Source organism: Exiguobacterium sp. s21, assembly GCF_018617975.1.
Taxonomy (GTDB): domain Bacteria; phylum Bacillota; class Bacilli; order Exiguobacteriales; family Exiguobacteriaceae; genus Exiguobacterium; species Exiguobacterium mexicanum_A.
Genome location: NZ_JACSLF010000003.1, coordinates 229,813 through 254,232, shown reverse-complemented (window position 1 = coordinate 254,232; position 24,420 = coordinate 229,813). Strand labels below are relative to the sequence as shown.

Below are 24,420 nucleotides of genomic sequence, written 5' to 3'. Positions count from 1 at the left end.
GTTTTTATTTGTTGAGTCAATGTCAGCGAAATGGAGAAAAACGGACTTGAGATTAATAAAAATACGCCGAAATATAATATAGATCTTTATTCTATTGAAAGTAGGCAACAATTATGGTGAATCATTTTGAAAAAATGAGTTCGTTGTTTGTATCGCGCATGGTGATTATTTTATTTTTCCTCTCTTATCCGATCATGGGTGTTTTGTATTGGATGGGGGAGCTCGCGGGGCAAGGCGCAGTTAATTTTATTCTGATAGGTGGTGTCATTCAAGCCGCATCATGGCTGGGCCATCGCTTCTATGTGGAACATACTTGGTTGAAGTATGGGCTCGTCACGTTGATGTACATTGCAGCTTCAGCAATTATCTTGACGCTGCCAGGTACTGCAATTCAAAATATCGTCTTTCTGTATATCGTATTGATGTTGATGTACTTGAATCGGCATCTTGTGCTGTACGGCAGCATTCTCGCGCTTATCGTATCGGTCGGAGCTGTATTGATTGGGCGCTTTTCATTTGAAACGCCGCTCGATCTCGTCATTTGGTTCACTGTGCTCACAATGGCTTTGTCTGGCGCATACTTTGTGTCATTCTTTGGTGCGAAGTTGTTACATGAGACGTTCACGCAACAAGAAAAGTCAGAACAACACGCTAGCGAAATCGAGCTAACGATGGCGAAGACGACAGCGAGTGCGACCACACTTCATGGGGCCGTCTTCACGATGAATGATTCAGTCGACTCTGTCACAAATGCTTCGGAGCAAGTGACAGAACAAATCGGTTTGATGACGAAACGGACGTCGGAACAAGCAGGTCTGATTCAAAACGTCGCTTCGCAAATTCGTTCAACTGTACAGGCGTTTGAGCGGATGCAACAACAGCTCCAGGAGACGACGTCTCAAGTGAGTGGGGTCTTGCAGGACGCTCATGTATCGCATGAAAATATGGACTCGACAGAACGGTCGCTCGCTGAACTGAACTTAAGTATCAGTGAAGTCAATCATGCGTTTAAAGGATTGGCGGAGCGTTTCCAAGAAGTGCGGACCATCACGGGTACGATCCAGCAGATTTCGTCTCAGACGAACCTGCTGTCGCTCAACGCTTCAATTGAAGCAGCGCGAGCGGGGGAACACGGAAAAGGATTTGCAGTCGTCGCGTCCGAAATTCGGAATCTATCGGCTCAAACGGCCCAAGCCTCATCTCAAATCAATGATATTATCCAACTCGTCATGCAGGAGGTGCAAGTGACGGAACGTGCAATCGATGGTAGTACAGAACGTTTATCGACGCAGGAAGAACAAGTACGTAAGAGCGGAACATCGATTCTCTCCATGATCCAAACGACAGGAACGGTCGCAAGCACCGTGGATGAGACGTCGACACAGCTCCAAGTCGTCGCATCAGAACTGAACAAAGTTCACCAAGTGACTTCCCAAATGTCGGCACTAATGACAGCGCTCGAAGTGAACAGTCAAGACGTTCATGTGCTGACGATGTCACAGCAAGAAGCGTTAGCTTCGTTGAAAGATCAAATTGAAGAACTGAACGAGATTGCGAACGAACTCGTCTAAACGATGGACACGCCTTTACAAATAGGCGTGTCCATTTGCGTATACATCTCTTCCAAAACGGGAACAGTTTTGCGTCAGTCCTAAAATGAGGAGGAATCGCATATGGCAATTACAATCACCGCTATCTTGAAGGCACATCCGGGGAAAGAGGACAAGTTACGGCAAGCGCTCGATGAGGTCATTCCTCCGTCGCGACAAGAGGAGGGGTGCCTGACGTATGTGCTCCATGAGTCAATCGACGCCCCGGGCACGTTCGTGTTCTATGAGAAGTATCGAGACGAGACGGAACTCAACGCGCACATCAACTCATCTCACTATCAGGCGTATCGGAAGGCGGCAGAGACGTTGCTCGCGGTTCGTGAGGTGTATCGTCTCCACGAAGTCTGAAAGGAGAAAAGACTATGATTACCCAACCGATTATCCCATGCATTTGGTTCGAAGGTGACGTCGAGGCGATTGCGGAATGGTACGTGTCGAGATTTCCTGATTCATTCGTCGACTATACGACGAAACTGAGCGATACGCCTTCGGGTGAGACGACGGTTGTGACCGTCTCGCTGGCGGGACAATTCTTTCAACTACTCGGGGCTGGTCCGCTGAAGGAGCGTAACCCGTCTATCTCGTACATGGTCACGTTCCCGACGTCGGAAGAAGTCGAGACGTTGTGGGGCAAACTTGTGGACGGGTCCGATGTACTCATGCCGCTCGACACGTATGATTTCAGCGAGCGCTACGGCTGGTTGAAAGACAAGCACGGTGTCTCGTGGCAAATCATGCATAGCGGCGGGATGGACATCCAGACCGTGACCCCGTGCTTCTTGTTCGTCGGAGACGTCTTCGGTCGGGCCGAGGCGGCGATGAACGACTGGATCTCCACCTTTCCGGATTCTTATGTGCTCGAAGACCATCTGATCCGTTACGAGGCGACAGACGGCCCAGAGTTGGAAGGAAAACTCAATTATGCCCGTTTCGTCTTGTCCGGACGCGAGTTCGTCACCATGGACAGCGCGGAAAATCATCAATTCGCCTTCAACGAGATGCAGTCGCTGATCGCGTTTTGTGAGACACAAGCCGAGATTGATGACTACTGGGGCAAACTGTCGGCCGTCTCGGAAGCGGAACAGTGCGGCTGGCTCCAAGACCGGTATGGCGTCTCCTGGCAAATCGTGCCGTGGGAGATGGAAGAGATGCTGACGACCGGAACAAAGGAACAATTGGCACGAGTGACCGAGGTGTTCTTGCCGATGAAGAAAATCGACGTCAAGGCGTTACGAAACGTCTACTAACAAAACAAGCCGTCCCGATTAGTTCGGGGCGGCTTGTTTGTCGTGTTGTGTGAAGTCGGACAGGGCGTCTTTCTCAATCATTGTATCGGATAAGCGAAGCTGTTCGGCGGCCTCGTCAATATACGGCTCACATGCTTGAAGCGGCAAGTCATCACCGGTCTCGACCGAATAACACATGCCGCTGCCAACCGGCTCCGTCAAATCCGGGACGAAATAGAGGTTGTCGTAGCGGAAGGAGCCATTCCGGAACACGGTCAAATTGGGCTCATCGTCGAGAAGCGAACTTCCAAGCATGTACGTCGGTGTCATGCCGAGCAAATCGAGGATGGTCGGGGCCAGGTCGACTTGCCCGCCGCTCGCCTGCACCGTCTGACCTCGTTTGAGCCCGGCCGGTTTGATGAATAACGGGACGGAGCGGTCAAGCTGGAACAACTCGACCGTGGAGTCGGCGTCTGCTTTTATAGCCATCTCGTCACCGGCAGCGGTCAATCCGCTGTCGTGGTCGCCATAAAAGACGACCAAGGCGTCGTCCCACGTTCCGTTGGCTTTCAGTCGTTCAATCATGAGACCGACGGCGGCATCGCTGTAGTGGACGGTATGATAATAGTCTTGGAGGAGCGGGTCCTCGTATTCCGATAGATCCAACCGTTTCTCCTCGTCCGGAATCTCATACGGCGTATGGCTCGTCAACGCGACCATGAAGGAATAGAACGGCTCTTCCAACGTGTCCAAGTGGTCGACCGATGTCGTCAGGAACTCCTTGTCGCCGACGGCCATACCGATGACCGGATTGGCCGGATAATCGTTTTGGTGGAAGAAGTGGTTGTAGCCAATTTGCTCATAGAAGTTGGCACGATTCCAAAACTCCTTGTCGAACGCATGCATCGCGGCCGTATCATAGCCGGCTCGTCGTAACTGCTCAGGCAAGGCGTCAAACGTGTTCGTCGCATACTGCGTATACACCGAACCTGATTTGACAGGATAGAGCGAGGCGTTGACGGTGAATTCCGCATCAGACGTCCGTCCCTCGTGAGTCTGATGATAGAAATTCGGGAAATACAGCATCTCATCACGAAGCGCATTCAGATTCGGTGTCAGTTCTTGACCGTTGACCGTCTGACCGATTACGGACGCTTGGAACGACTCGAGTTGGACGACGATGACGTTCGTATCGGCTGTGGTCTCAACTGGTTCGGTCGCTAACGCTTCGATTTGGTTGCGCTCCCGTTCTGTCAGGTCGTCACCGAGATGAAGGGCGTCCTGAAGGCCGCGGAATGCATCGAGGCCGTGATAGCCCCAAAAGCCGAGCTGATAATACTCGCGCATGTTCGAAATCGAGCTTTTCCGGTGATCTGTTTCGGCGTAATGAACGACGGTCGGGACGGTAAAGACGATGAAGCCGACAAGAAAACCGGCGACCGCCAAACGGCGACCGAGACGTTTCGGTTCCGTGATGGGGTGTCGCTTCATATAGAGGAGGACAGCCGCGTAGACGAGCAAATCTGTGAACAAGATGAAGTCAGGAGCTTGAATCAGTGTCAGAAAGCCGCCCCCGACGTCTCCCATCTGGCCGATGTCAGAGAGCAAGGCGGCCGACAGCAAGTTACCGAAATAGCGGTAGTACCAGACGTCCGAGATGAGTAGCGTGCTGTGCAGAAACAGCGACGCGAACAAAATCCAGCGACGTGTCTGCGATTTTACGAGTAGCGCCCAACTCGTCATCATCAAGATGGTCGCGAGGTTGATGAATAGAAAAGGTAGGTCGAACGCGCTCGCGGTCAACAGGCTGAAGAGGAACAGCTTGGCGAGGGAGAGCGATAAGTAACTCCAATAATCGAGATATTTCATGAAAGGCCTCCAAACGGTACGGACAAAGTGTGTTCTTTGTCTTGTACCTGTTCGAAGACGGCGAAAAACATGAGGGTGTGCGATTTTGGCAATAAAAAAAGCGAGGCAGCGCCTCACTTGATGACAAACGTGTCCCGGAGCTCGATAATCGTGCCTTCCGGAGCTTTTAATTTACTCAAATGACCGTCAACGACGAAGTAAATGTTCCCGCCGTGCTTTGGTAGGAACGTCACGCCAAGTGATTCTAGCCGTCTCACTTCCGCTTCGAGGTCATCGACATAAAGCGCGAAGTGGACCGGGCCGGCCACGTGCTTCGAATAAGGCGACAACGTCTCGTCGACTTTTGCCGTTTGAAGCTCGATATAAAAGTCACCGAGTTTGAGCCAGCTGTTGTACGCGCGCGTATGAAAGTCGGGCGACTCTTGAACGAGCTCGAAGCCGAGCGCCTCATAAAATTGTTTGGACGCCTCATAGTCGGGTGTTTGAATACAGATGTGATGGATTTGTTTCATGATGTCACTCCTTTGTTTTAGTGTATCGAATCAACGTTCTGAACGGAACTTTTCTTCACGTGAGACGTATAGGACACCGAGGAGGGAATGATGATGAAAATCCAATACGAATTGACAGAAGACGACTATATCCGGTTCAACTTGAGCCATATTAAACGTTCGAAGACCGGAAAGCGAATGATTCTCCTGCAGCGAATCATCGGACCACTTATCTTTTTAGGCGCTGCTTTCGTGCTGGCGACGTGGCTCCAAGAGACGGACTGGTGGCTGTACGGGATATACGGAATCGCGAGCGTTCTGTGGTTCCTATATTATCCGAAATACTTTGAACGGCACGTCCGGAAGCAGACGCGGCGTCTCATCGACGAACGCAGCAACGAAGGTATGATTGGTCCCCACACGATGGATTTGGAGGAGACTGGTCTGCGCGATTTAAATGAGTTCGGCGAGACGCGTGTGTCATGGGCAGGAATCAAGGAAGTCGTCGAGGAGGACGATTATGTGTATCTATACAACTCCTCGGTCAGCGCCTATATCTTGCCGAAGCGCGGACTGGACATGGAAGAGGTGCGCCGATGGCTGCCGATACGCTGACGATTCAACTTGTCGATGACACGAACCGGGAGGCTGTTGTCGCCTTGACCGTCGCTTCTGACCAAGCTCGCTTTATCGAAACAAACGCCGAATCGCTCCGCGAGATGGAAACCGATGTCAAATATGCGTGGCAGTGCTATGCACTTTGTCGCGATGATCATCCCGTCGGCTTCATGATGATTGGGGCAGAGAACAAGGTGGAGCGTTACATCTGGCTCGATCGATTTATGATCGATGTGACAGAGCAAGGGAAAGGTATCGGTTCAACATGTTTACAACTTGCGATTCAGTGGATGCAAGAACGCTTCGATGTCGATGACCTCATCCTCAGTTTGCATCCGATGAACGAACCGGCAAAACGGTTCTATGCGAAGGGGGGATTTGTCGACAGTGGCCTGATTGATGAGGCAAACGGGGAAGAGATTTGGGTGTATCACGTTAAGCAGGGACAGCCGTCATGAGTCGGCTGTCCCTGCTTTTGTGGACGTTGTATTTTGGACAGCACTGCCCGCTTTGAAAAAGAGAACGATCGCGGCCACTCCGAAAATCGAGATGAACACGTTTTGGAGCAGCACATCGACGAACATCGGCTCGCTGGAAAACGTGCCTGTCGCAATCTGAGCATTCCAGCGGGTGAACGTGGCGATGCGTTCGAGCGTGTACAAGAGACCGGACATGAACAGGCAAGCGGTGGCCGCCAATAATAGCGTCAATCGATTCAAGAAATGACCTCCCAGTATGTGTTATCCTGATTTTACCATTTTTTTCAGCGGGGGGAACTCCTATTTATCGTTTCACCGTGAGCGGTCGTAATTGCTTGACCCGAGCCAAGACGATCCAGCCGAGCACGGCCCCAGTCACACTCGAGGCAAGGAAGGCTGGGAAGAAGAACAGCGCCCCGAACTCGGTCCCCATCAACACCTTGGCGTACGGGACGGCGACGAGCGAAGCGATGAGGCCGGTCCCGATGACTTCACCAAATGCGGCGAAGGCGACGCGGTTCGTCTTCATATAGAAGACCCCGGCCAAAAGCGCCCCAATCATACCTCCGGGAAAGGCCAAGAGCGACCCGGTACCGGTCATGACACGGACGATTCCGGTCACGAACGCAACGAGAACGGCCCCGATCGGCCCGACGGTGACGGCGGCGATGACGTTCACCATATGTTGAATCGGATAGGCACGGGCGACACCGGTCGGAATCGAGATGAACAGGGAACCGATGACGGCGATGGCGATGAGCATCGCCATCCAAGTGAGTTGTTGAATACGCATAGATAGTCTCCTTTCAAAATGAAAACGCCACTTCTCCAAGTGGAAAAGTGGCGTGGAAAGACAGACGAATCCCACACCACTTCCCTACGCTGGTATGAGCCAGATCAGGTTCGAAGGGTCCGGCGCATGCCGTCTCAGCCCGAAGGCTCCCCTAGTGGTCGTTTATTAACATGAGTATAGCATACCGTCATTGGACGCGGTCGAGCTTTCGTGGTCGGAACGTGACATAGATGATGCCGACGAACAGACCGTACAACAAAAGGGAGAAGACGAGATTGATCAACCACGGGAGTGTCCCCATGAACACGGCGACGGACGCCTGTTGAAACCAAACGAGCGAGAGCGAGACCCCGATGAAGCTGAGCACGAGCGTGGTCCAAAAGGCGACATCCCGTCGCTTGAACAGACGCCAGACGAGCAGACCAATGAGAAGACTGACAACGGCCGTCGCCCCTAAATACATATACAAGATGGCATCGACCGGGTATGAGTAATATACAACGTCCATATCGTTTCCTCCTAGGAGATGATGAAAGAAAGGGTGAACAGGATGAGACAGGCAATCCCATGGCGTGACCGATCGTTTCGTGAACGGTTCGAACGATGGATTGAGGCAAACGTGCCGAATGCGAGGTGGCACGTGATCAAAGATACCGATTTGACGTACTTGCTTGTTGGCGCGCTCGATGAGGAACGTTACTATGCCAAAGCGGTGACCGACATCAGCCGTGGCGAGGCCGGACTGACGGCGCTTCTAGCCGAGCGGCATCCGGGTCTCATCCCTGACGTCATCGCCATCGAGTTCGCTCAGCATTGGTTACTCATGCGAGACATCGGCGGTGAGGCGTTACGTGAACGACCTAACGTGAGTCGATACGAAGCGGCGTTGCGTCAATACGCACAGCTGCAGCGACAGGAGATCGACCAGATCGAGACCTGCTTGTCTTACGGCATCCCGGACCGCCGACCGGACAAGTTGAAGGACGAAATCCGTGCGTATTTACCTGAGCTCTGCGCCGGGCTCGAGCAATACAAAGCCGAGGCCATGCTCGCGCTTCAAGATGAATTGATCGCGATGTGCGATGAGCTGGCGATTGGGATGCCGATGAGTCTCGAGCACGGTGATTTGCACGGCGGCAACATCTTCTGGCGGGAACGGACGAATGATTTGTGTATCCTCGACTGGGGCGACGCGACCGTCACGCATCCGTTTTTCAGCGTGCGCGTGTTTTGGAACGCGCTGTACGACTTATTGCCGGAAGAAGACGAGGTCGCCTGGTATGAACAGATTCAAACGATGCGTACGGTTTACTTGGAAGCGTGGAGCGGCGTCGCACCCAAGGACGTACTTTGGCGTCATCTATTGATCGCCGAAGAGCTCGGTTGCGTCTATCGTGCCTTGTCGTGGCATGTATATGTGACGAAGTACCGGTACGATGTAGCTGAGTCGAGCGATAAGCCGGCGCAATGGCTCAATTTGCTACTCGAGTACCGGGACTTGAAACGACGCTTCCCATAAGTCATTCATGTTTCTCGAGTAGGTTTTCATAATCCGTCTCGCTCCAAAACAGCGGAGCAATCGACTCCGGTCCTTTGAAGATCTCACCGTCTCGGTCATAGACGATGGCGTAGCCACCCTCGACTTCAAAGACGATCAAATCGGCCTTCACTTCCTTGACCCCGTTCCCAGCGATGATGACGTTCTCGAGCGGGTCACGCGTGACTTGGACGCCCCATTCATCGAGCTCGACGATGAGCGCGGATGTGTAGGCGTGGCGGTTATAGAGCGCCTGAAACTCGCCTTCGGTCAGGACGACGTCCGTCGGTGGGGCACTCGCCCCATATTTTCGCTTCTCGATCTCTTCGACGAATTGGAGGAACGACGCCTCTTGCCAAAACAGTGGCGCGACCGACTCGGGACCGTTGGCGATGTCTCCATTTTCACTCTCATAGATGGTGGCATAAGTGCCGTCGTCGAGTTTGAACGGATGGATATCGGCGTATGTATGATGGATGCCGTCGCCGGCGATGACGACGTGCTCGAACGTCTCGCGGAACGGGGTGAGTCCATCGTTCTCGAGTGCCGTCAAGAGCGGCGCTACTTTTTCGTATTGGTCGAAGACGTCCTTAAAATCTTCTCGCGTCCAAGCGGTGATGTCTTCGGACGACGGCTCATTTGTATCGGTTGGGACGATGGGTTGCTCAACGGAATCGGTGCACCCGGTCAATAAAAACACACTGAATCCGAGTAGGCCTAGGCGTTTCATCAATCAAACCTCCTAAGAAAGTTACATTTTTTTCCTGTTATCAATGAGCGTAGCATGTTTGCCAGTCATTGAGAACCCGGGTACTTTCTCGCTCAGGGTTGCCGCTTCAAGTAACGGTCGAGTGCCTCGTGAAATCGTTGTTGTTGATCGAACGGGATGTCATGATCGGATGCGGGACCATAGCGAATCAGATGATAGAGCGAGGCGTCGATATCTGTCAGCTCGATGCGCTCGAACCAGTCGACGACCGTCTCATTCTTCCGAAGTTTTAACTCAGGGGCGAGCGACGCGTTGAACGTGATCAGCCAATCCCTCAGTTCGATACTCGTGAGCATCGGGAACGTCCGTGCCTCAATCGATGTGTCCGCGTTGAGAGACAGTGGCGCCAAGGCATTCTGTCTACTAGAAAACGTGAATCCTTTCCCCCGTCGACGACGCAGCCATCTACGCACGCCATAGACGGTCAACCCGATGGCAGCAAGGAAGGCGAACAATGTGCCGAGTCCGCCTGGGGCATCACCATCCCCGCTACCAAATTTGAATTTGAGCATGTCTTCCTTCACTTGCCGTTCTCCCCCGTTTCCCTTCTCATCGGTAGAACCCAAATCAATACCACCTTTTGGCGGTGGTGCCTCTTCTGGCTTGCCCATTTCGATCACACTACTTGGAGCAGGTGTATTGATCGTTTGAAGCCAACTGAACGTCTCCTTGCTAATGAAGACGAATGTCACAACGAGACAAGCTGTCATAACAAGGAACCCTATAAATCGAGACGACCACTTCATCTTTTCCCTCCTTATCGGAATGTTCAGACTATTTATTGTCTATATTACCATAAACAGGTAAACTTCGAATGAGACATCTACCAACGGAGGGGAACGAAATGGGAATCGAAGCGTTCATCAAACAGTTGAATGAAGTGTATTTAGGGAAAGAAGAGGTCGTTCGTCTCTGCTGCACGGCACTTCTCGCCGAAGGACATATCTTGCTCGAGGACGTACCTGGAACTGGGAAGACGTTGCTCGCCAAAGCGATTGCCGGCAGTTTGGACGGGTCATTCTCGCGCATCCAATTTACGGCCGATTTGCTCCCGTCCGACGTCATCGGGACCGACTACTTCAATATGCAGACGCAAGGATTTGACCATCGGCAAGGTCCGATTTTTGCGAACATCGTCTTGATTGATGAAATCAACCGGGCCGTCCCGCGCACCCAGTCGGCGCTGTTAGAAGCGATGGAGGAACGACAAGTGTCAATCGGCGGGAAGACGTATCCGATGCCGAAGCCGTTTTTCGTCATCGCGACGCAAAACCCGATTGAATCGGCTGGGACGTTCCCTCTTCCGGACGCGCAACTCGACCGGTTCCTCATCTCGATTCCGGTCGGCTATCCGGAAGCCGCCGAAGAGCGAGAATTGTTGTTGCAAGTGTTGACCGAGACCCGCAAACAAGTCGAGGCCGTGACGTCACTCGCCTCGCTGCAAGAAGCGCAGGCCGAGACGAGACAAGTCGCGATTCAAGACGATGTCCTCGACTATATGCTCGGTCTCGTCCATGCGACCCGGGCGCACGCGTCCGTCGAGGTCGGGGTCAGCCCGCGCGGCGCGATCGCGCTGCTCCGCGCGTGTCAAAGTTATGCCTATTTGGCCGGCCGACTGTACGTCATCCCAGAAGACGTCAAAGCCGTGGCGCCGTACGTGCTCGCCCATCGGATCAGCTTGACGCTTGAAGGCGGCATTAAGTCGACCAAAGCGAACGTCATTGCACACATTTTAGACACCGTGCCCGTGCCGGTCGAGGGCTGACGCATGATCCTGTCCACGCACGCTTGGTTGCAGCGAAGGCTCCTCCCTATATATATCGTGAGCGGAGCCATGCTCGTGTTCTTCCCATACGTATACGGATTGGGTTACATATGCTTCATTGTAGCGAGTGCGATTTGGATGCTCGAGCGGACGCGGCAACAACTCGAGCGGCACATCGATCTCCAGTTCACGCAATACGAAGAACTGCTGTTTGTCGGGGACGAGAGTCGGCTCGTATTAGTGGTCGATGGGGTGGGCGAGTTGGACCGGCTCGGCCTGCCACTTCGCATTCGTTTGAAGTCGAGCTCGGGAATAAGCTTTCCGGCGCATGAGCGCCTTCCGAACGTGCTCGACTATAAGGTCGATGTCGGTCGCACCCGCCACGAATTGGTCGTGCGCGCCGAGTATCGAGGTCCAGCCACGTTCGAGGAATGCGTCATCGCCGTCACGCTTCCGTTCCGTCTCGGGACGTATTTATATGAACGACCGGTCGATATAGAGTGGACCGTCCTTCCATCGCTCCTGTTGCATCCACCGGTCGGGACGAAACGGTTAGCGCTCGGGGACCGGCCGCTCTTGGCGTCACCGCTTCGAAATCCGTTGCAACTAATCGGGTCGAAACCGTATGAAGGGGAACCGGTGAAGGAGATCGATTGGTACGCGACCGCCAAACTCGGACGACTGCAGTCAAAAGTATTTCAACAGACGACGCTCGATACGTTCACGTTTGCCTTGGATTTGAATGGTCCGTCCGGTTATACGCTCCATCACGACTTCGAATCGCTCATCAGCCAAACCGCCTTCGTCACATCGCGCCTGTTAAAAGAGGACTGCAAAATCGAGTTGTTCATAAATCGATTCAATGAGGATGGGACGATGCTCCATGTCCCGCTTCAGGAAGGTGAGCGCGGCATACGATTCATCTTGCTGCAGTTGGCGACGATCCACCCAGGCAACCGGTTCATCTCGACCGATGCTTTTACGCGGATGGTCGAGCGAAAACGATTGAAGCAAAGCCACCTCGTCTCGTTCAATCAACACAATCTGTACGATTGAACAGGGAAATGTCGGATTTTGGCGAACTCTTTACGTATGAATTGGGTCAAAAGGAGAGAGACATATGCCAAAACGAAAATTTGCCAATCGCCGGGACTGGGAACGCATCTTACAACATCGCTACGCGCAGATGGAAATCCATGATGACCGTTTCTCCGGGACCGTCGCCTTGTTTCAAATCGATGCGGTCCGCGCACCTCAATATAAAATGCACAAGGGAGAAGAGTTCATCGTCGCCGATGCCGGATACGCCTGGCTCCAATACTTCCCGGACGACGAGCCGTTCGGTGTGACCGTCATGTTTAATGAGGAAGGGCAAATCGTCCAATGGTACATCGATATCGTCGAAGCAATCGGATATGAGGATGGAATCCCGTATATGGACGACTTGTTGCTCGACATCCTCATCTTCCCGAACGGGGACGTCGTCCGCAAAGACGAGGACGAGTTCGAGGAAGCGACGGAGGCCGGAGAACTGACGCCGGAGCTCGTCGAACAGGGCTGGCGCGACTTCCATGCGACGCTCGACCGGATTGAACGTCGGGACTTCGTCTATTTCGACTTGGCGAACGAGCATTACACCGAATTGAAGCAAAAACTTTGAACGGCCTGTTCCCTTTGGTACAGTGAAAGAAAAAACAAGGGGACGAATCATGAAAATCATCAATATCGAGACGTGGTCGCGCAAGAAGCACTACGAATTCTTCAAGGCGTTCGACGCTCCGCATTTCAACGTGACGGCGAGCGTTGATGTGACGAAGTTACATGCGCACGCCAAACGGACCGGCCAGTCGTTCTTTAAACTGTTCTTGTACGGTGCTGTCAAGACGGCGAACGCCATCCCGGAGCTTCGCTACCGCATTCGCGGCGACGAGGTCATCGAGCACGACGTCGTACATCCATCGTTCACCGTCATGATGGACGATGACGTCTTCAACTTTTGCACGGCGACCTATAAAGACACGTTCCCGGACTTCATGGAAGAAGTGACGGCCCGGATGAGCGGGGCGAAACGGGAAGTCGTCGTCGGCGACGATGAGCCGGACAGTCTGCTTTACATCACGAGCGTGCCCTGGGTCACGTTCACGAGCATCAGCCACCCGACACACGATCAACAGCATGATACGGTGCCGCGCATCGCTTGGGGCAAATTCACGGAGACCGGTGACCGGATGACGATGCCGCTCTCGGTCCAAGCCCACCATGCCCTCGTCGATGGCGTCCATGTCGGTCGCTATTACGAATTGTTGCAAGCGTGGCTTGATGACTTGAGTGACTTGGAAGTTCAAACCTCAGAAGAGAAGGGGCTCGACGAAGCGATTCGTCTCCGCGAGAACGGAGAGCTCGAACGGGCAAAGCAGTTGCTACTCATGTTGCTCCGACAAGACGAGAAGAACCCACGCCTGCATGCCCATTGCGCCTGGTGTTATGACTCGCTCGGGGAAGAGCGTCAAGCCGTCCCGCATTATGAACGGGCAATCCGGCTCGGCCTCGCCGGCGAAGAGCTTCGGGAGACGTATATCGGACTCGGCAGCACGTATCGGGCGCTCGGCCGCTATGAGGACGCTGAGGCGTTGTTTGCCAAGGCGATTGAGCAGTTCCCAGACATCGGGGCGCTCAAAGTGTTCCAGGCGATGACCCGCTATAACCTCGGTCGCCATAAGGAAGCGACCGGTACGTTGCTCGAACTGCTCGCAAGCCCGGAGCCGGATGACAGCATCAAACGGTATCGTCGCGCCATCGCGTTTTATGCGCGTAACTTGGATGAGACGTATGACTGAAACGACAAGACGAGGCAACTCGTCTTTTTTTTTTGAGACAAATTGATTGACCCATCAAATTTAGCGTGTTATATTTATCTCGAATTAAAGATAATGAAATTTAAAGTATTGTTTTCTCTCAGCAGAGGAGGGGAACACATGGAAGAACGACAAACGTTAAAAGCGATCACGGTGTTGCTTCGGGCCTCGCAATCGATTCAAGACGTGGTCAAGCATGAAGTCGCCGAGTACGGGCTGAATCCGACCGAGTTCTCGGTCCTGGAATTGCTGTACCATAAAGGCGACCAACCGATTCAAATGATCGGCAAAAAAGTATTATTGACGAGCGGGAGCATGACATACATCGTCGACCGGCTCGAAGCGAAAGGCTATTTGATCCGCAAAGCGTGTCCTAGCGACCGTCGCGTCACGTATGCGGCACTGACAGAGGAAGGACAGACACTTATGTCATGCATCTTTCCAGCCCATGAACGACGAATGGACGAGCTCTTCGACGGTCTCGATTTAGCAAATACAATTACTCAATTGAAGACGGTCGGCAAACGCGCCGAAGTGTCAAAAAATTTTAACTGATTATCTCGAAATCAAGATTTTAAGGAGCGATTCGAATGAACCATGTAAAAGGAATTCACCACGTGACGGCGATTACGAGCAGCGCCGAGAAGAACTATGACTTCTTCACGAACGTCCTTGGGATGCGTCTCGTCAAAAAGACGGTCAACCAAGACGACATTCAGACGTACCACTTATTTTTCGCCGATGACAAAGGCAGCGCTGGAACAGATATGACGTTCTTCGATTTCCCTGGCATCCCAAAAGGCGTGCATGGGACGAATGAAATCGCCAAGACGTCGTTCCGCGTCCCGACCGACGAGGCACTCACATATTGGGAACGTCGATTCGACCGCCTCGGAGTGAAGCATGAAGGCATCGCCGAGCAGTTCGGCAAGAAGACGCTTTCGTTCGTCGATTTCGACGAGCAGGCGTACCAGCTCATCTCAGATGAGTTCAACGTTGGCGTCGCGTCAGGCGAACCGTGGCAAAACGGCCCGGTCCCGCTCGAGTACGCCATCACGGGCCTCGGTCCAATCTTCATCCGCATCGCGGACTTTATGTATTTCAAACAAGTGATGGAGCAAGTCATGTTGTTCGAAGAGATCGGACAAGAAGGCGACGCGCATCTCTTTGAAGGAGGTGAGGGTGGAAACGGAGCGCAAGTCGTCGTCATTCATGACGAGACGTCACCAGTCGCGCGCCAAGGGTTCGGAACTGTGCATCACGTCGCTTTCCGTGTCGATGACCGCAGTGTCCTCGATGAATGGACGGCACGATTGCAACAGTTCGGGTTACCGACATCAGGCTATGTCGACCGCTTCTTCTTTGAATCGTCTTACGCACGCGTCGCGCCGCAAATCCTGTTCGAATGGGCAACGGACGGACCAGGGTTCATGGGCGATGAGCCGTATGAGACGGTCGGTGAGAAATTGTCACTCCCGCCGTTCTTAGAGCCGAAGCGGGAACAGATTGAAGCGATGGTTCGACCGATTGATACGGTCAGAAGTACAAAAACGTTTGAGAAAGAATATGAGGGAATGAAATGAGCTTTTTAAATCGTTTGTTCGGTAAACAAGAAGAACCAACCAACTCACAAGGAGGAACTAACATGTTGAAAATTGGAATCGTACTCGGATCTACTCGTGAAGGACGCGTCAGCCCACAAGTCGGAGAATGGGTGAAAGAACTCGCGGACAAACGCGGTGACGCTAACTATGAAATCATCGATATCGCAGACTACAGCCTTCCGCTTCTCGGCGAACCAGGCGGCGACGCATCAGGTGCGGCGGCATGGTCTGAGAAAATCGCAGAGATGGACGGCTTCGTCTTCATCGTCCAAGAATACAACCACTCAATCACAGGCGCGCTCAAAAATGCTCTCGACTACTTACGTAACGAATGGCATAACAAAGCAGCCGGCATCGTCTCATACGGTTCGGTCGGCGGTGCGCGTGCGACAGAACACTTACGCGGCGTGTTGAGCGAGCTCTTGATCGCCCACGTCCGTGTCCACCCAGCCCTCTCGCTCTTCACGGACTTCGAGAACGGGACACATTTCGCACCGAAAGACGTTCAAGTCCAATCGGTCAACGACATGCTCGACCAGCTCGTCCCATGGACAGAAGCGATGCAGACGGTCCGCACGAAAGCGGCAGAAGCTGCGAACAACTAAGTATTTGGCCAGCCTTTAAACAGGCTGGTTTTTTTGTGCGCTTTTTTTACGGGTCATGTAAAGTTGGAGTAGAAGAAGGGGGGAATGAGCATGTGGGCTCGGAAAATTGTCGCGGCGTCGCTCACGGCCCCGATTTATGCACTCTTGTTGGCGTGTTGGGTCGTCATCCCGCAATATCCGGACAGCGGTGGGGTGAGCGATACGGTGAATGAGCTATTGATGTTGACGGCAACTTATTTAGCAGTTAGTTTCCCGGTCATCGTCACGTACGGCGTGTTGACGTCGGTGTTCAGCGATTGGGTGACACGCCGGATGTCGAAGCGGTTCGGGCCGCTCGTCTCGTTTGGGTTACATATCGGGTTCGGGCTCGTCTTGCTCTGGCTCAGTTTAGGGGCGGCGCTATTATATTGGGCGATTGATCGCTACTTGACATATAAGGGCTGTCGGTTCGCAACAAGGCAGGTGTGGTCGAGTCTCGTCATCCCCGTCGGTGTCATAGTGACGGCTGTTGGCATCGTTTATTTGATTGGTGTGATGCAAGAAGTGATGCATCGGTTACACGGGTGAAAGTTGGCAGGATAGGGAACAAAGAAAAGACATGTTTGTAGAGTTGAAGGAGGAATCGTGATGAAATGGATGATTTATGGGGCGAACGGCTATACAGGCGAACTGATTGCCCGGCAAGCAGTAAAAGAAGGGATGACACCGGTGCTCGCGGGTCGGCGTGCGGACGCAATCGCAAAGCTCGGGGAAGAGCTCGCGTGTGAGACGCGCGTTTTTAACTTGTCGTTCGATAAGGCGACGCGCCAATTGGAAGACATCGACCTCGTGTTACACTGTGCCGGACCGTTCGCCGATACGAGTCGGCCGATGGTCGAGGCGTGCCTCGCCACGAAGACGCATTACTTGGATATTACCGGGGAAATCGAAGTGTTCGAATACATCCACTCGAAGAAACGGGCCAAGCTCGCACAAGAGGCCGGCGTGTTGCTTTGTTCGGGTGTCGGCTTTGACGTCATCCCGACCGACTGTGTGGCCCGCAAGTTGAAAGAGCTGATGCCGGATGCGACGAATCTAGCACTCGGCTTCTCGGCGGCCGCCGGTATCTCACGCGGGACGCTGAAAACAGCCATCCGCGGACTCGGGTCGAGCAGTGCCGAACGGAAAGATGGCGAACTGACACCATTCCCGCTCGGGGCGAAACGCCGTCACATCGATTTCGGACGCGGCAAGAAAACGGCACTTGCGATTCCATGGGGGGATGTCTCGACCGCCTATTATACGACGGGTATCCCGAACATCACGACGTGGGTCCCGGTCCCGACGGCTTACGCTTACGGGGCGCGTCTCTTATCTTGGTTCGGCCCGATTCTTGGCAGCGACGCGGTGCAAGGAAAGCTGCTCCGTTACGTTGATGAGCACGTGAGCGGACCGGATGAGTCGGAGCGGGAGCAATCATCGACGTATGTCTGGGGCGAGGCGACGGACGCCTCAGGACGCAAAGTGATCGTTCGCATTAAGACGGCGAGCACGTATGCCTTCACCGTGTACGGCGCACTTGAGGTCGTGAAGCGTCTTGTCGGATCGGGCCGTGTCATCCCAGGTAGCTTTACACCGGCGATGCTGTTCGGGTCGCACTTCATCGAAGAAATCGAAGGATCATCGTCATTTGTCGTCGATGAGGTCCGGCTGTAACGGAATCACAATCTGTTCGCAATCGAAGTGTGGTAAACTCAGGGGAGATTAGTAGGGAGGGAATGAGATGAGACGCTTAGAACTAGCCAGGCGGATCGAACGCATCAAAGCGGAAGGGACGTCTGCCTATATTCGGCATCGTAAACAGACCCCTCCCTATGAAGGTTCGGAATTGATTGTTGAAAACAAGGGCCACGTCTTCCGGATGGGCAATACGAGTTTCGCGGTCGGCTTCGGGTTGAATCGACCGACCAGTTTTTACGATTTGCACCAGATGGAGAAGTGGGTGCGCGGGAAGAACGTGTCCCGCCTACATATCGAAGTCTGTCCACTCGCGGACATGTCGCTCCTTCGGTTGCTGCAAGAACGAAACTATACGCTCGACCACTTCCTCGACGTCTGGTTGCTCGACGTGAATGCGTTCGTGTTCCCATCAGATGAACCGGACGCGGTCGAACGGGTGAACGCCGATAACGTAAACGAATGGGCCCGGGCCATCGCGGCTGGCTTTGCCGAGACGGGAACGATTTTACAAGAGACGATTGATACAGCGAAAGGTTTCTACGCGCTCCCCGAAAACCAAGCATTTCTCGTCCGCGAAGGTGAGACGGCTGTCGCCGGTGGTATTCTTGCCATCCAGGATGGGATGGGCGAACTGTTTTTGACAAGCACAATCCCAGCTTACCGAAACAAAGGTTACCAGACACAGCTCATCTTGGAGCGGATTGCCGCCGCGAAAGCAGCGGGTTGTCAGTACGTGACCGTCACAACGAAAGTCGATACGGCCTCGGGCCGCAACATGGAGCGTTTAGGTTTTATCCCGTTCTATCAGAAAGCGGTCATGAAAAGCCCGATCCTCAAATAAACAGGTCGCCCTGCGGGGCGACCTGTTGTCGTTAAAGCAAAGATTCGGCGCCGTCGACGTACACCTCGGAACCGGTGACGTGGCTCGACATGTTGCTCGCGAAGAACAACACGACGTCCGCGACTTGTTTGGCCGTGCCTGACTTGCCGGCGAGCGGCTGATTCCCTTCCGGGTACTCAATCGGGATGACGACTTCCTCAAGCAAGGCGTCGTCTCGGTTCGTCGAGTCATCGATGTTCGTATCGATGGCGCCGGGACAAATCGAGTTGACGCGAATGCCGAACTGGGCGAGCTCGGCTGCAGCCATTTTGGCGAATCCGGTCTGTCCGGCTTTTGTCGTCGCATAGCCGCTGAACCCGAAGTTTTTGAAATAACGGTTCCCGTTGATGGATGACGTGATGATGATGCTGCCGCCTCGTTCCTTTAAGTACGGGATGGCATGTTTCACCGTCAAGAACGTGCCCGTTAAGTTCGTCTCGACGACACCGTTCCAATCCTCGAGCGACAAATGCTCGATTGGCGTGATCGTCCCGTTACGACCCGCGTTCGCGAAGACGATATCGACGTGACCGAAACGTTCGACGGTCTGTTCATACGCTCGTTTCATCTCGTCTTCCTTCCCGACGTCGGCACTGATGCCGATGGCTCGTTCTTCTCCGATCAGGCTCGCGAGTTGCTGGGCATCCTCCAATTTTAAGTCGACGATGGCGACTTTTGCCCCCGCTTGGACGAACCGGATGACGGCGGCGCGCCCGATTCCGGATGCCGCGCCTGTGATGAATGCGACTTTCCCCGACAACAATGTATTTGAAATCATTCAATTCGCTCCTTTCAGCTTCCTGTTCTCATATTCCACCGTTCCCTAAAAACTATGCTCGTTTTCTGAAAAAAAGCCGTGTCGCTTAATCCGGCGTTACATGGATTGACACGGCAATTTTGAGTTTGGCGTCACGGTCGAGCTCCACCGTGACGACTTGACCGACCCGAAGTTCTTGCACGTCGTTCGCACCCCCGGTCACTTCGGTCTGATCATTGATTAAAATCGTATACAACTTGACTTCATTGCCCGAGACGTCACTTGGACCAATCATCATTTGGGGGATATCGATTTGCTCAATCCGTCCTTCGATTTGATGGTCGTCCCACGTACTAATCCAATACACCGCCACTAAACAAAGACCGATAAACGCGAGGGCAAAGATGAGTCGTGTCCTCATGACGTTCCTCCTCTGCGGTATTCCGGTACGATGGTTTCTATTAGTTATTTACCCGTATTACAGGAATTGTACAGGATTCTTTTGACAGGAATTTGAATCAATGTTGCGGAATATAACAAGACAATTTGATGAGTGGAGGTGCTGACGATGGTGCTAGTCGGGCTGGTCGGTTTAATCATTTTAGAATTGGTGGCGTTCGGATGGTGGACAATCGGGTTCCCACGGCGACGCATATGGGGCGGACTGATCATGTTAGGTGTCGCGTTCACCTGCTTCCCTTTCCTTCTTGTCTTGAGCGGGGAACGCTTTGGGTTCCATGGCATCATCGCGGGATTGGTCGGATTATTTTGTATTGTTGCGGGCGGATTCTTCTTTCTTGTGCTCGGTTGGATGGGCCGTCCGCAGAAAATTCGAAAGGTACGGACACTCTCGGAAGACCCTGATTTGTTTTAGGATAGGTTGTCAGCCGACTCTTGGAACCCGTACAGTGAATGAAACAAACATGAGGGAGCGATGAGGTTGGGGACAAGTAAACAACCGCCGACGTTACGGGCGGGGGACACGATTGGAATCATCACGCCGTCGTTTCCGGCACCGGTCCGGTTTCCGGAACGGTATGCGCGAGGAATTGAACAGCTCAAGCGGATGGGTTTTCTCGTTCGAGAGGGACGGTGCACGCACCGTTCAGAAGGATACCGTTCGGCCTCGATCCGCGAACGAGCCGAGGAGTTCAATGAGTTGCTGCGCGACCGCGACGTGAAAGCAATCATTAGCACCATCGGGGGGACGAACTCGAACTCGCTCTTACCGTATATCGATTACGAGGCGTTGCGACACCATCCGAAAATCATCATGGGGTATAGCGATGTCACAGCACTCCTCCTCGCCTGCTATACAAAGACAGGTGTGACGACGTTCTATGGTCCAACCATCGTCCCGTCGTTCGGGGAATACGAGACGATGTTTGCGGACGGGGAGCGCTACGTGCGAGAGGTACTCTGTTTGGAGCGGACGGCGCCTTACTCACTCGACGTTCCCGGAGAGTGGACCGAGGAGATGATCGATTGGTCGACGCAGGACCGGGAGAAAAATTTCCGGCCGAATGATGGCTGGCTCACTCTCCGAGAAGGTCAGGCTCGTGGCAAGTTGATTGGTGGGAACATGAACACGATGACCGGCTTCTTGAAGTCGGACTATTTCCCAGACATGGACGGGTCCATCCTGTTTTTAGAAGACTCGTTCAAGACGATGGCAGACGAGGAACGTTCCCTCAGTATGCTCAAACTGGCCGGAGTGTTCAATCAAATCAATGGACTCATCATCGGGAAACATGAACATTTCGATGCGGCCGGCGCACCGTTCACGTTTGAGGAGCTGTTGCTCGAAGTGCTCGGAGACGTCGACTTCCCGATTTTGACGAACGTTGATATCGGGCATACGTTTCCGTCACACGTGTTCCCCATCGGCATCGATGTCGAACTCGATGCGACGTCAGGGACAATCACATTTTTAGAGGATGGAGTGACGCGATAATGGAATTCATCACGGTCGTAGACCACCGGCGGAAGAAAGTCGGGTTGAAGTCACGCGCCGATGTGCACAGGGACGGGGACTGGCATGAGACGTTCCATTGTTGGATGACAGCCCACGACCGTCTCTTCCTGCAACTTCGAAGCGAACGGAAGACAGATTTTCCCGGATTGTTCGATATCACGGCAGCCGGGCATTTGGCGGCCGGAGAGACCGTTCGGGACGGGGTGCGGGAGATTCATGAAGAGCTCGGGCTCGACCTGACGTTCGATCAACTGACTCCGCTCGGCGTCTTCGAAGACGTGATCGAGACAGGGACATTTTTGGATCGAGAGTTCTCCCATACATATGTCTACGCGTACGCGGGAGAACCGTTTACATTAGATGAGATGGAAGTGGGCGATGTCGTCACGGTCGATTTTGCGGCGTTCCGGTCGCTCTTGGCCGGCAAGCATGCGGAGGTTGAGTCGATCTCGGCAATCTCAGGGGAGACACGGACCGTGACGAAGCAAGATCTCGTGCCCCATCCGACAAGCTACTGGGAGCAAGTTTTGACAGGCCTTGAAGAGTTGACTTCAAGCAATCGAGGCGGGTCTCATGATTGATTTTATTTGGCAACTGCTGAACGTATTGCTCGTGCTCGGTTTAGGTAGTCTTTTGGTTTGGTGTTTTCGCAAGTGAAGAGGGGGGAATGACGAGATGAACGTTGAACGTACAGATACACCGCTCCAGATTGAGACCGGACGGTTATACTTGCGGGCACCTCGCGCCGCAGAAGATGCCCGTATCGTCAACGAGGCGATTCGGGAGTCGCATGATGAACTGAAGCGCTGGCTTCCGTTCGCGCAAGAAGTGCCGACGTTATCCGAGACGGAAGAAAACTTGAAGCGGGCACAGGAACTCTATGTAACAGGTGAGAGTTTTCGGTATCTCATCTTTTTACGGGAGACGGGGCCGTTCGTCGGGACGGTCAGCCTGTTTGGGATTGACTGGGACGTACGGAAGGCTGCAGTCGGCTATTGGCTTCACACGGAACACACCGGCCACGGTTATATGAGCGAGGCGGTCGAGGCGATCGTCCGTTTCGGATTCGCCCACTTCAGCTTCCAGCGGATTGAAATCCAATGCGAGTCGACCAATGAAGGAAGTCGAATGATTCCGGAACGGCTCGGCTTTCAGTTGGAAGGCACGCTCCGAAACGAGGACTTGTCCGCTGACGGAAAACGCTTGACGGACACAGCCGTCTACAGCATCTTACCCGGCGAACTTATACCTGCAGCGACATGATGCGTTGGGGTCCGACCGGTCCGTCGATCAAGCGGCCGGTGTCGACAAAGCCGACAGTTTGATAGAGCGAGAAGGCCGGCTCATTTTTGAGATTGACTGACAGGACGACCTCGTGTTTATCGGTGAAGTGCTCCCGGACATAACTCGGCAAGAGACGGAGCGCCGCTTTGGCGTGGCCGTTTCCTTGAGCCGGATGATTGATGGAAAACATCGAGAGCAATAACGCATCTCGCACCTCCGTGTAAGAGGCGACCCGTTCCGTGTCGTGGAGCAGAAAGAAGCCAACGGGCTCATCGGTCGTGATGACGACAGGGTACACCCCGTCTGGCAACTGCGAATCGAGATCTGTTGGGAGCGTCGTATATTTCTCTTGGTCGAGCGGTAGGGAAAATGTCTCCAAGACAGGCCAATGGGCGTCACGGAGTGGTTCGAGTTTGATTGACATCCGGATTCCTCCTCGGTGTAAGTTGACTCTTCTAGTATACTGAACTCTAACTCGAAAGGAACTGAGCACGATGGCGAGACCAATCATTTCTTATGTCCAAAATCCACCGTTCGCGGATTTATACCATGCCTTCATGGACGGTTTTTCTGATTATATGATTCACTTTGACATGGATGAGGCTCGATTTGAGGCGGTGTTTCTCGTCCGCGATCAAAACCAGCCATCCCGTTCCGTCGTCGCCTATGCGGACGATCGTCCTGTTGCCGTCATATTGAGCGGCGTGGCGCACCTGGATTCGGAGTGGGTCACTCGTTGCGGTGGTTTGGCGGTCGCCCCTGGCTATCGACACCTCGGCATCGCGAACGAGTTGATGCGCCGCTTCGATGAACAAGCGATGGGCACACGCCTGCTTGAAGTCATCCAAGGGAACGAACCAGCACTCACGCTTTATGAACGGCTCGGCTATGAAACAGTTCGAGAAATTATGTACTTCCAATCTGTACCGACCGAGACGGAGGCGTCGCTCGAACCGGAACCGATCACCGAGCTATTCGAGACGTATTATCCGTCTGCAATCCACCGACCGATTTGGCAAGTCGACGTTCGTACGACCCAACAACAGGCTGAGCTTGTGCGAGTCCGTGAGGGCGAGACGACAGGAGCCCTCCTTTTTCGAGGCGATTTGCTCCTTGATGTGTTTGGTCGGGATGAAGATGCGGAATGGTTGTTGCGAGCGGCAGCAGCGGCCGGTCCGATTAAACTGACGCTCACTTCGGATCGTCCGGCCTTGATCGAGGCAACCCGCCGACTCGGATTCATGCAGGATGAAATCGCTCAATTCGAGATGGTCAAACCGGGAGGTATCGTGTGATGCATCGTTTCTTGCCCGTCCTGATGGTGCTGCTGATTGTCGGGAATTTGTTCACAATCCTCGGACTGACGACGAACTTGTCGTCAGCCAGCACCCGGTTCTTTTTAATCGGTGGCCCGGCCTTGACCGTCTGCGCCGCCCTCGGTATTGTCATAATCGTATTGAAACGAAAGCGATGACCGCGATAGGACGTATGAAGTTTGAGTGAAGTTTGTGGAGGGTCGACTCATCGTTTTGACATGTTCGACATATAAATGAAATGCTTCATATATTGAACTTTTCAAACATG

The 24,420-nt window shown here is 53.4% G+C and carries 32 protein-coding genes and 1 riboswitch; of the genes, 22 read left to right on the top strand and 10 right to left on the bottom strand.

Annotated features, from left to right (window positions below):
• Positions 1–113: 113 nt before the first annotated feature.
• The 3 genes from KNP06_RS05950 to KNP06_RS05940 all read left to right on the top strand — a co-directional run bounded on the left by KNP06_RS05950 (position 114) and on the right by KNP06_RS05940 (position 2,857).
• Positions 114–1,571, top strand: a complete 1,458-nt coding sequence (locus KNP06_RS05950) for a methyl-accepting chemotaxis protein (protein WP_034779733.1) — start codon at positions 114–116, stop codon at positions 1,569–1,571.
• A gap of 102 nt (positions 1,572–1,673) precedes the next feature.
• Entirely contained in the window at positions 1,674–1,958 is a 285-nt protein-coding gene (locus KNP06_RS05945) for a putative quinol monooxygenase (protein ID WP_214788193.1), read from the top strand.
• A 14-nt stretch (positions 1,959–1,972) separates the two neighbouring features.
• Positions 1,973–2,857, top strand: coding sequence for a VOC family protein (locus KNP06_RS05940; RefSeq protein WP_214788191.1), 885 nt, complete (start codon positions 1,973–1,975; stop codon positions 2,855–2,857).
• 18 nt (positions 2,858–2,875) lie between these two features.
• On the opposite strand, the gene KNP06_RS05935 is transcribed toward KNP06_RS05940, so the two are convergent.
• Both KNP06_RS05935 and KNP06_RS05930 read right to left on the bottom strand, forming a co-directional pair.
• The gene (locus KNP06_RS05935; RefSeq protein WP_214788189.1) at positions 2,876–4,705 is read right to left on the bottom strand and encodes an LTA synthase family protein; all 1,830 of its coding nucleotides are present in this window, start codon (positions 4,703–4,705) and stop codon (positions 2,876–2,878) included.
• 113 nt (positions 4,706–4,818) lie between these two features.
• Positions 4,819–5,217 carry a VOC family protein gene (locus tag KNP06_RS05930; RefSeq protein ID WP_214788187.1) on the bottom strand — a complete coding sequence of 133 codons (399 nt, stop codon included), beginning with the start codon at positions 5,215–5,217 and terminating at the stop codon, positions 4,819–4,821.
• Between the two features lie 93 nt (positions 5,218–5,310).
• On the opposite strand from KNP06_RS05930, the gene KNP06_RS05925 reads away from it, so the two are divergent.
• Positions 5,311–5,811 carry a YcxB family protein gene (locus tag KNP06_RS05925; protein WP_214788185.1) on the top strand — a complete coding sequence of 167 codons (501 nt, stop codon included), beginning with the start codon at positions 5,311–5,313 and terminating at the stop codon, positions 5,809–5,811.
• The gene (locus KNP06_RS05920) at positions 5,793–6,272 is read left to right on the top strand and encodes a GNAT family N-acetyltransferase (RefSeq protein ID WP_214788182.1); all 480 of its coding nucleotides are present in this window, start codon (positions 5,793–5,795) and stop codon (positions 6,270–6,272) included. Before KNP06_RS05925 ends, KNP06_RS05920 begins: the two co-directional genes overlap by 19 nt.
• Here KNP06_RS05920 and KNP06_RS05915 read toward each other — a convergent pair.
• The 3 genes from KNP06_RS05915 to KNP06_RS05905 all read right to left on the bottom strand — a co-directional run bounded on the left by KNP06_RS05915 (position 6,267) and on the right by KNP06_RS05905 (position 7,594).
• On the bottom strand, positions 6,267–6,533 hold the full coding sequence (locus tag KNP06_RS05915; RefSeq protein ID WP_214788180.1) for a hypothetical protein: 267 nt from the start codon (positions 6,531–6,533) through the stop codon (positions 6,267–6,269). The genes KNP06_RS05920 and KNP06_RS05915 overlap by 6 nt on opposite strands.
• 64 nt (positions 6,534–6,597) lie before the next feature.
• Positions 6,598–7,086: an energy coupling factor transporter S component ThiW gene (thiW, locus tag KNP06_RS05910; protein ID WP_214711184.1), complete on the bottom strand. Its 489-nt coding sequence runs from the start codon at positions 7,084–7,086 to the stop codon at positions 6,598–6,600.
• 64 nt (positions 7,087–7,150) lie between these two features.
• A riboswitch (TPP riboswitch) is annotated at positions 7,151–7,249 on the bottom strand.
• Between the two features lie 24 nt (positions 7,250–7,273).
• Positions 7,274–7,594 carry a hypothetical protein gene (locus tag KNP06_RS05905; protein ID WP_214788177.1) on the bottom strand — a complete coding sequence of 107 codons (321 nt, stop codon included), beginning with the start codon at positions 7,592–7,594 and terminating at the stop codon, positions 7,274–7,276.
• Between the two features lie 42 nt (positions 7,595–7,636).
• On the opposite strand from KNP06_RS05905, the gene KNP06_RS05900 reads away from it, so the two are divergent.
• Positions 7,637–8,605, top strand: coding sequence for an aminoglycoside phosphotransferase family protein (locus KNP06_RS05900; RefSeq protein ID WP_214788174.1), 969 nt, complete (start codon positions 7,637–7,639; stop codon positions 8,603–8,605).
• Between the two features lies 1 nt (position 8,606).
• Here the strand turns inward: KNP06_RS05900 and KNP06_RS05895 are convergent, their stop codons facing one another.
• Positions 8,607–9,353 (bottom strand): hypothetical protein, encoded by a 747-nt coding sequence (locus tag KNP06_RS05895; protein ID WP_214788171.1) that lies wholly within the window; start codon positions 9,351–9,353, stop codon positions 8,607–8,609.
• A gap of 92 nt (positions 9,354–9,445) precedes the next feature.
• Positions 9,446–10,138 carry a hypothetical protein gene (locus KNP06_RS05890; protein ID WP_214788168.1) on the bottom strand — a complete coding sequence of 231 codons (693 nt, stop codon included), beginning with the start codon at positions 10,136–10,138 and terminating at the stop codon, positions 9,446–9,448.
• Between the two features lie 98 nt (positions 10,139–10,236).
• On the opposite strand from KNP06_RS05890, the gene KNP06_RS05885 reads away from it, so the two are divergent.
• The 10 genes from KNP06_RS05885 to KNP06_RS05840 all read left to right on the top strand — a co-directional run bounded on the left by KNP06_RS05885 (position 10,237) and on the right by KNP06_RS05840 (position 18,781).
• Positions 10,237–11,157, top strand: a complete 921-nt coding sequence (locus KNP06_RS05885; protein ID WP_214788165.1) for an AAA family ATPase — start codon at positions 10,237–10,239, stop codon at positions 11,155–11,157.
• A 3-nt stretch (positions 11,158–11,160) separates the two neighbouring features.
• Complete coding sequence (locus tag KNP06_RS05880; RefSeq protein WP_214788162.1) at positions 11,161–12,213, top strand: DUF58 domain-containing protein; 1,053 nt, start codon at positions 11,161–11,163, stop codon at positions 12,211–12,213.
• A 64-nt stretch (positions 12,214–12,277) separates the two neighbouring features.
• Positions 12,278–12,817, top strand: coding sequence for a ribonuclease FAU-1 family protein (locus KNP06_RS05875; RefSeq protein ID WP_214711191.1), 540 nt, complete (start codon positions 12,278–12,280; stop codon positions 12,815–12,817).
• 49 nt (positions 12,818–12,866) lie between these two features.
• Positions 12,867–13,994 (top strand): tetratricopeptide repeat protein, encoded by a 1,128-nt coding sequence (locus KNP06_RS05870; protein ID WP_214788159.1) that lies wholly within the window; start codon positions 12,867–12,869, stop codon positions 13,992–13,994.
• A 138-nt stretch (positions 13,995–14,132) separates the two neighbouring features.
• The gene (locus tag KNP06_RS05865; protein ID WP_251130185.1) at positions 14,133–14,567 is read left to right on the top strand and encodes a MarR family winged helix-turn-helix transcriptional regulator; all 435 of its coding nucleotides are present in this window, start codon (positions 14,133–14,135) and stop codon (positions 14,565–14,567) included.
• Positions 14,568–14,602: 35 nt separating this feature from the next.
• Complete coding sequence (locus KNP06_RS05860) at positions 14,603–15,595, top strand: ring-cleaving dioxygenase (RefSeq protein WP_214788153.1); 993 nt, start codon at positions 14,603–14,605, stop codon at positions 15,593–15,595.
• Positions 15,592–16,221, top strand: a complete 630-nt coding sequence (locus KNP06_RS05855; RefSeq protein WP_214709146.1) for an NADPH-dependent FMN reductase — start codon at positions 15,592–15,594, stop codon at positions 16,219–16,221. Before KNP06_RS05860 ends, KNP06_RS05855 begins: the two co-directional genes overlap by 4 nt.
• A 90-nt stretch (positions 16,222–16,311) precedes the next feature.
• On the top strand, positions 16,312–16,788 hold the full coding sequence (locus tag KNP06_RS05850; protein WP_214788150.1) for a hypothetical protein: 477 nt from the start codon (positions 16,312–16,314) through the stop codon (positions 16,786–16,788).
• A 60-nt stretch (positions 16,789–16,848) separates the two neighbouring features.
• The gene (locus KNP06_RS05845; RefSeq protein ID WP_214753427.1) at positions 16,849–17,916 is read left to right on the top strand and encodes a saccharopine dehydrogenase family protein; all 1,068 of its coding nucleotides are present in this window, start codon (positions 16,849–16,851) and stop codon (positions 17,914–17,916) included.
• 67 nt (positions 17,917–17,983) lie between these two features.
• Positions 17,984–18,781, top strand: coding sequence for a GNAT family N-acetyltransferase (locus KNP06_RS05840; RefSeq protein WP_138858599.1), 798 nt, complete (start codon positions 17,984–17,986; stop codon positions 18,779–18,781).
• 31 nt (positions 18,782–18,812) lie between these two features.
• Here the strand turns inward: KNP06_RS05840 and KNP06_RS05835 are convergent, their stop codons facing one another.
• Together KNP06_RS05835 and KNP06_RS05830 are read right to left on the bottom strand one after the other, a co-directional pair.
• Positions 18,813–19,598, bottom strand: a complete 786-nt coding sequence (locus tag KNP06_RS05835; RefSeq protein WP_214788147.1) for an SDR family oxidoreductase — start codon at positions 19,596–19,598, stop codon at positions 18,813–18,815.
• A gap of 85 nt (positions 19,599–19,683) precedes the next feature.
• On the bottom strand, positions 19,684–19,998 hold the full coding sequence (locus tag KNP06_RS05830; RefSeq protein WP_138858601.1) for a hypothetical protein: 315 nt from the start codon (positions 19,996–19,998) through the stop codon (positions 19,684–19,686).
• 147 nt (positions 19,999–20,145) lie between these two features.
• On the opposite strand from KNP06_RS05830, the gene KNP06_RS05825 reads away from it, so the two are divergent.
• The 4 genes from KNP06_RS05825 (at position 20,146) to KNP06_RS05810 (ending at position 22,815) form a co-directional block, all read left to right on the top strand.
• Positions 20,146–20,451 carry a hypothetical protein gene (locus tag KNP06_RS05825; RefSeq protein ID WP_214711199.1) on the top strand — a complete coding sequence of 102 codons (306 nt, stop codon included), beginning with the start codon at positions 20,146–20,148 and terminating at the stop codon, positions 20,449–20,451.
• Between the two features lie 66 nt (positions 20,452–20,517).
• On the top strand, positions 20,518–21,531 hold the full coding sequence (locus KNP06_RS05820) for a S66 family peptidase (RefSeq protein WP_251131553.1): 1,014 nt from the start codon (positions 20,518–20,520) through the stop codon (positions 21,529–21,531).
• Positions 21,531–22,133, top strand: a complete 603-nt coding sequence (locus tag KNP06_RS05815; protein WP_214788142.1) for an NUDIX hydrolase — start codon at positions 21,531–21,533, stop codon at positions 22,131–22,133. Before KNP06_RS05820 ends, KNP06_RS05815 begins: the two co-directional genes overlap by 1 nt.
• Before the next feature lie 94 nt (positions 22,134–22,227).
• Positions 22,228–22,815 carry a GNAT family N-acetyltransferase gene (locus KNP06_RS05810; RefSeq protein WP_214788139.1) on the top strand — a complete coding sequence of 196 codons (588 nt, stop codon included), beginning with the start codon at positions 22,228–22,230 and terminating at the stop codon, positions 22,813–22,815.
• Here the strand turns inward: KNP06_RS05810 and KNP06_RS05805 are convergent.
• Positions 22,796–23,260: a GNAT family N-acetyltransferase gene (locus KNP06_RS05805; protein WP_138858605.1), complete on the bottom strand. Its 465-nt coding sequence runs from the start codon at positions 23,258–23,260 to the stop codon at positions 22,796–22,798. The genes KNP06_RS05810 and KNP06_RS05805 overlap by 20 nt on opposite strands.
• Positions 23,261–23,330: 70 nt before the next feature.
• Between KNP06_RS05805 and KNP06_RS05800 the strand changes: the two genes are divergently transcribed.
• Both KNP06_RS05800 and KNP06_RS05795 read left to right on the top strand, forming a co-directional pair.
• A complete protein-coding gene (locus KNP06_RS05800; protein ID WP_214788136.1) occupies positions 23,331–24,131 on the top strand; it encodes a GNAT family N-acetyltransferase in 801 nt (266 codons plus the stop codon).
• Positions 24,128–24,310, top strand: coding sequence for a hypothetical protein (locus tag KNP06_RS05795; RefSeq protein WP_214709166.1), 183 nt, complete (start codon positions 24,128–24,130; stop codon positions 24,308–24,310). Before KNP06_RS05800 ends, KNP06_RS05795 begins: the two co-directional genes overlap by 4 nt.
• The last annotated feature ends 110 nt before the right edge of the window (positions 24,311–24,420 follow it).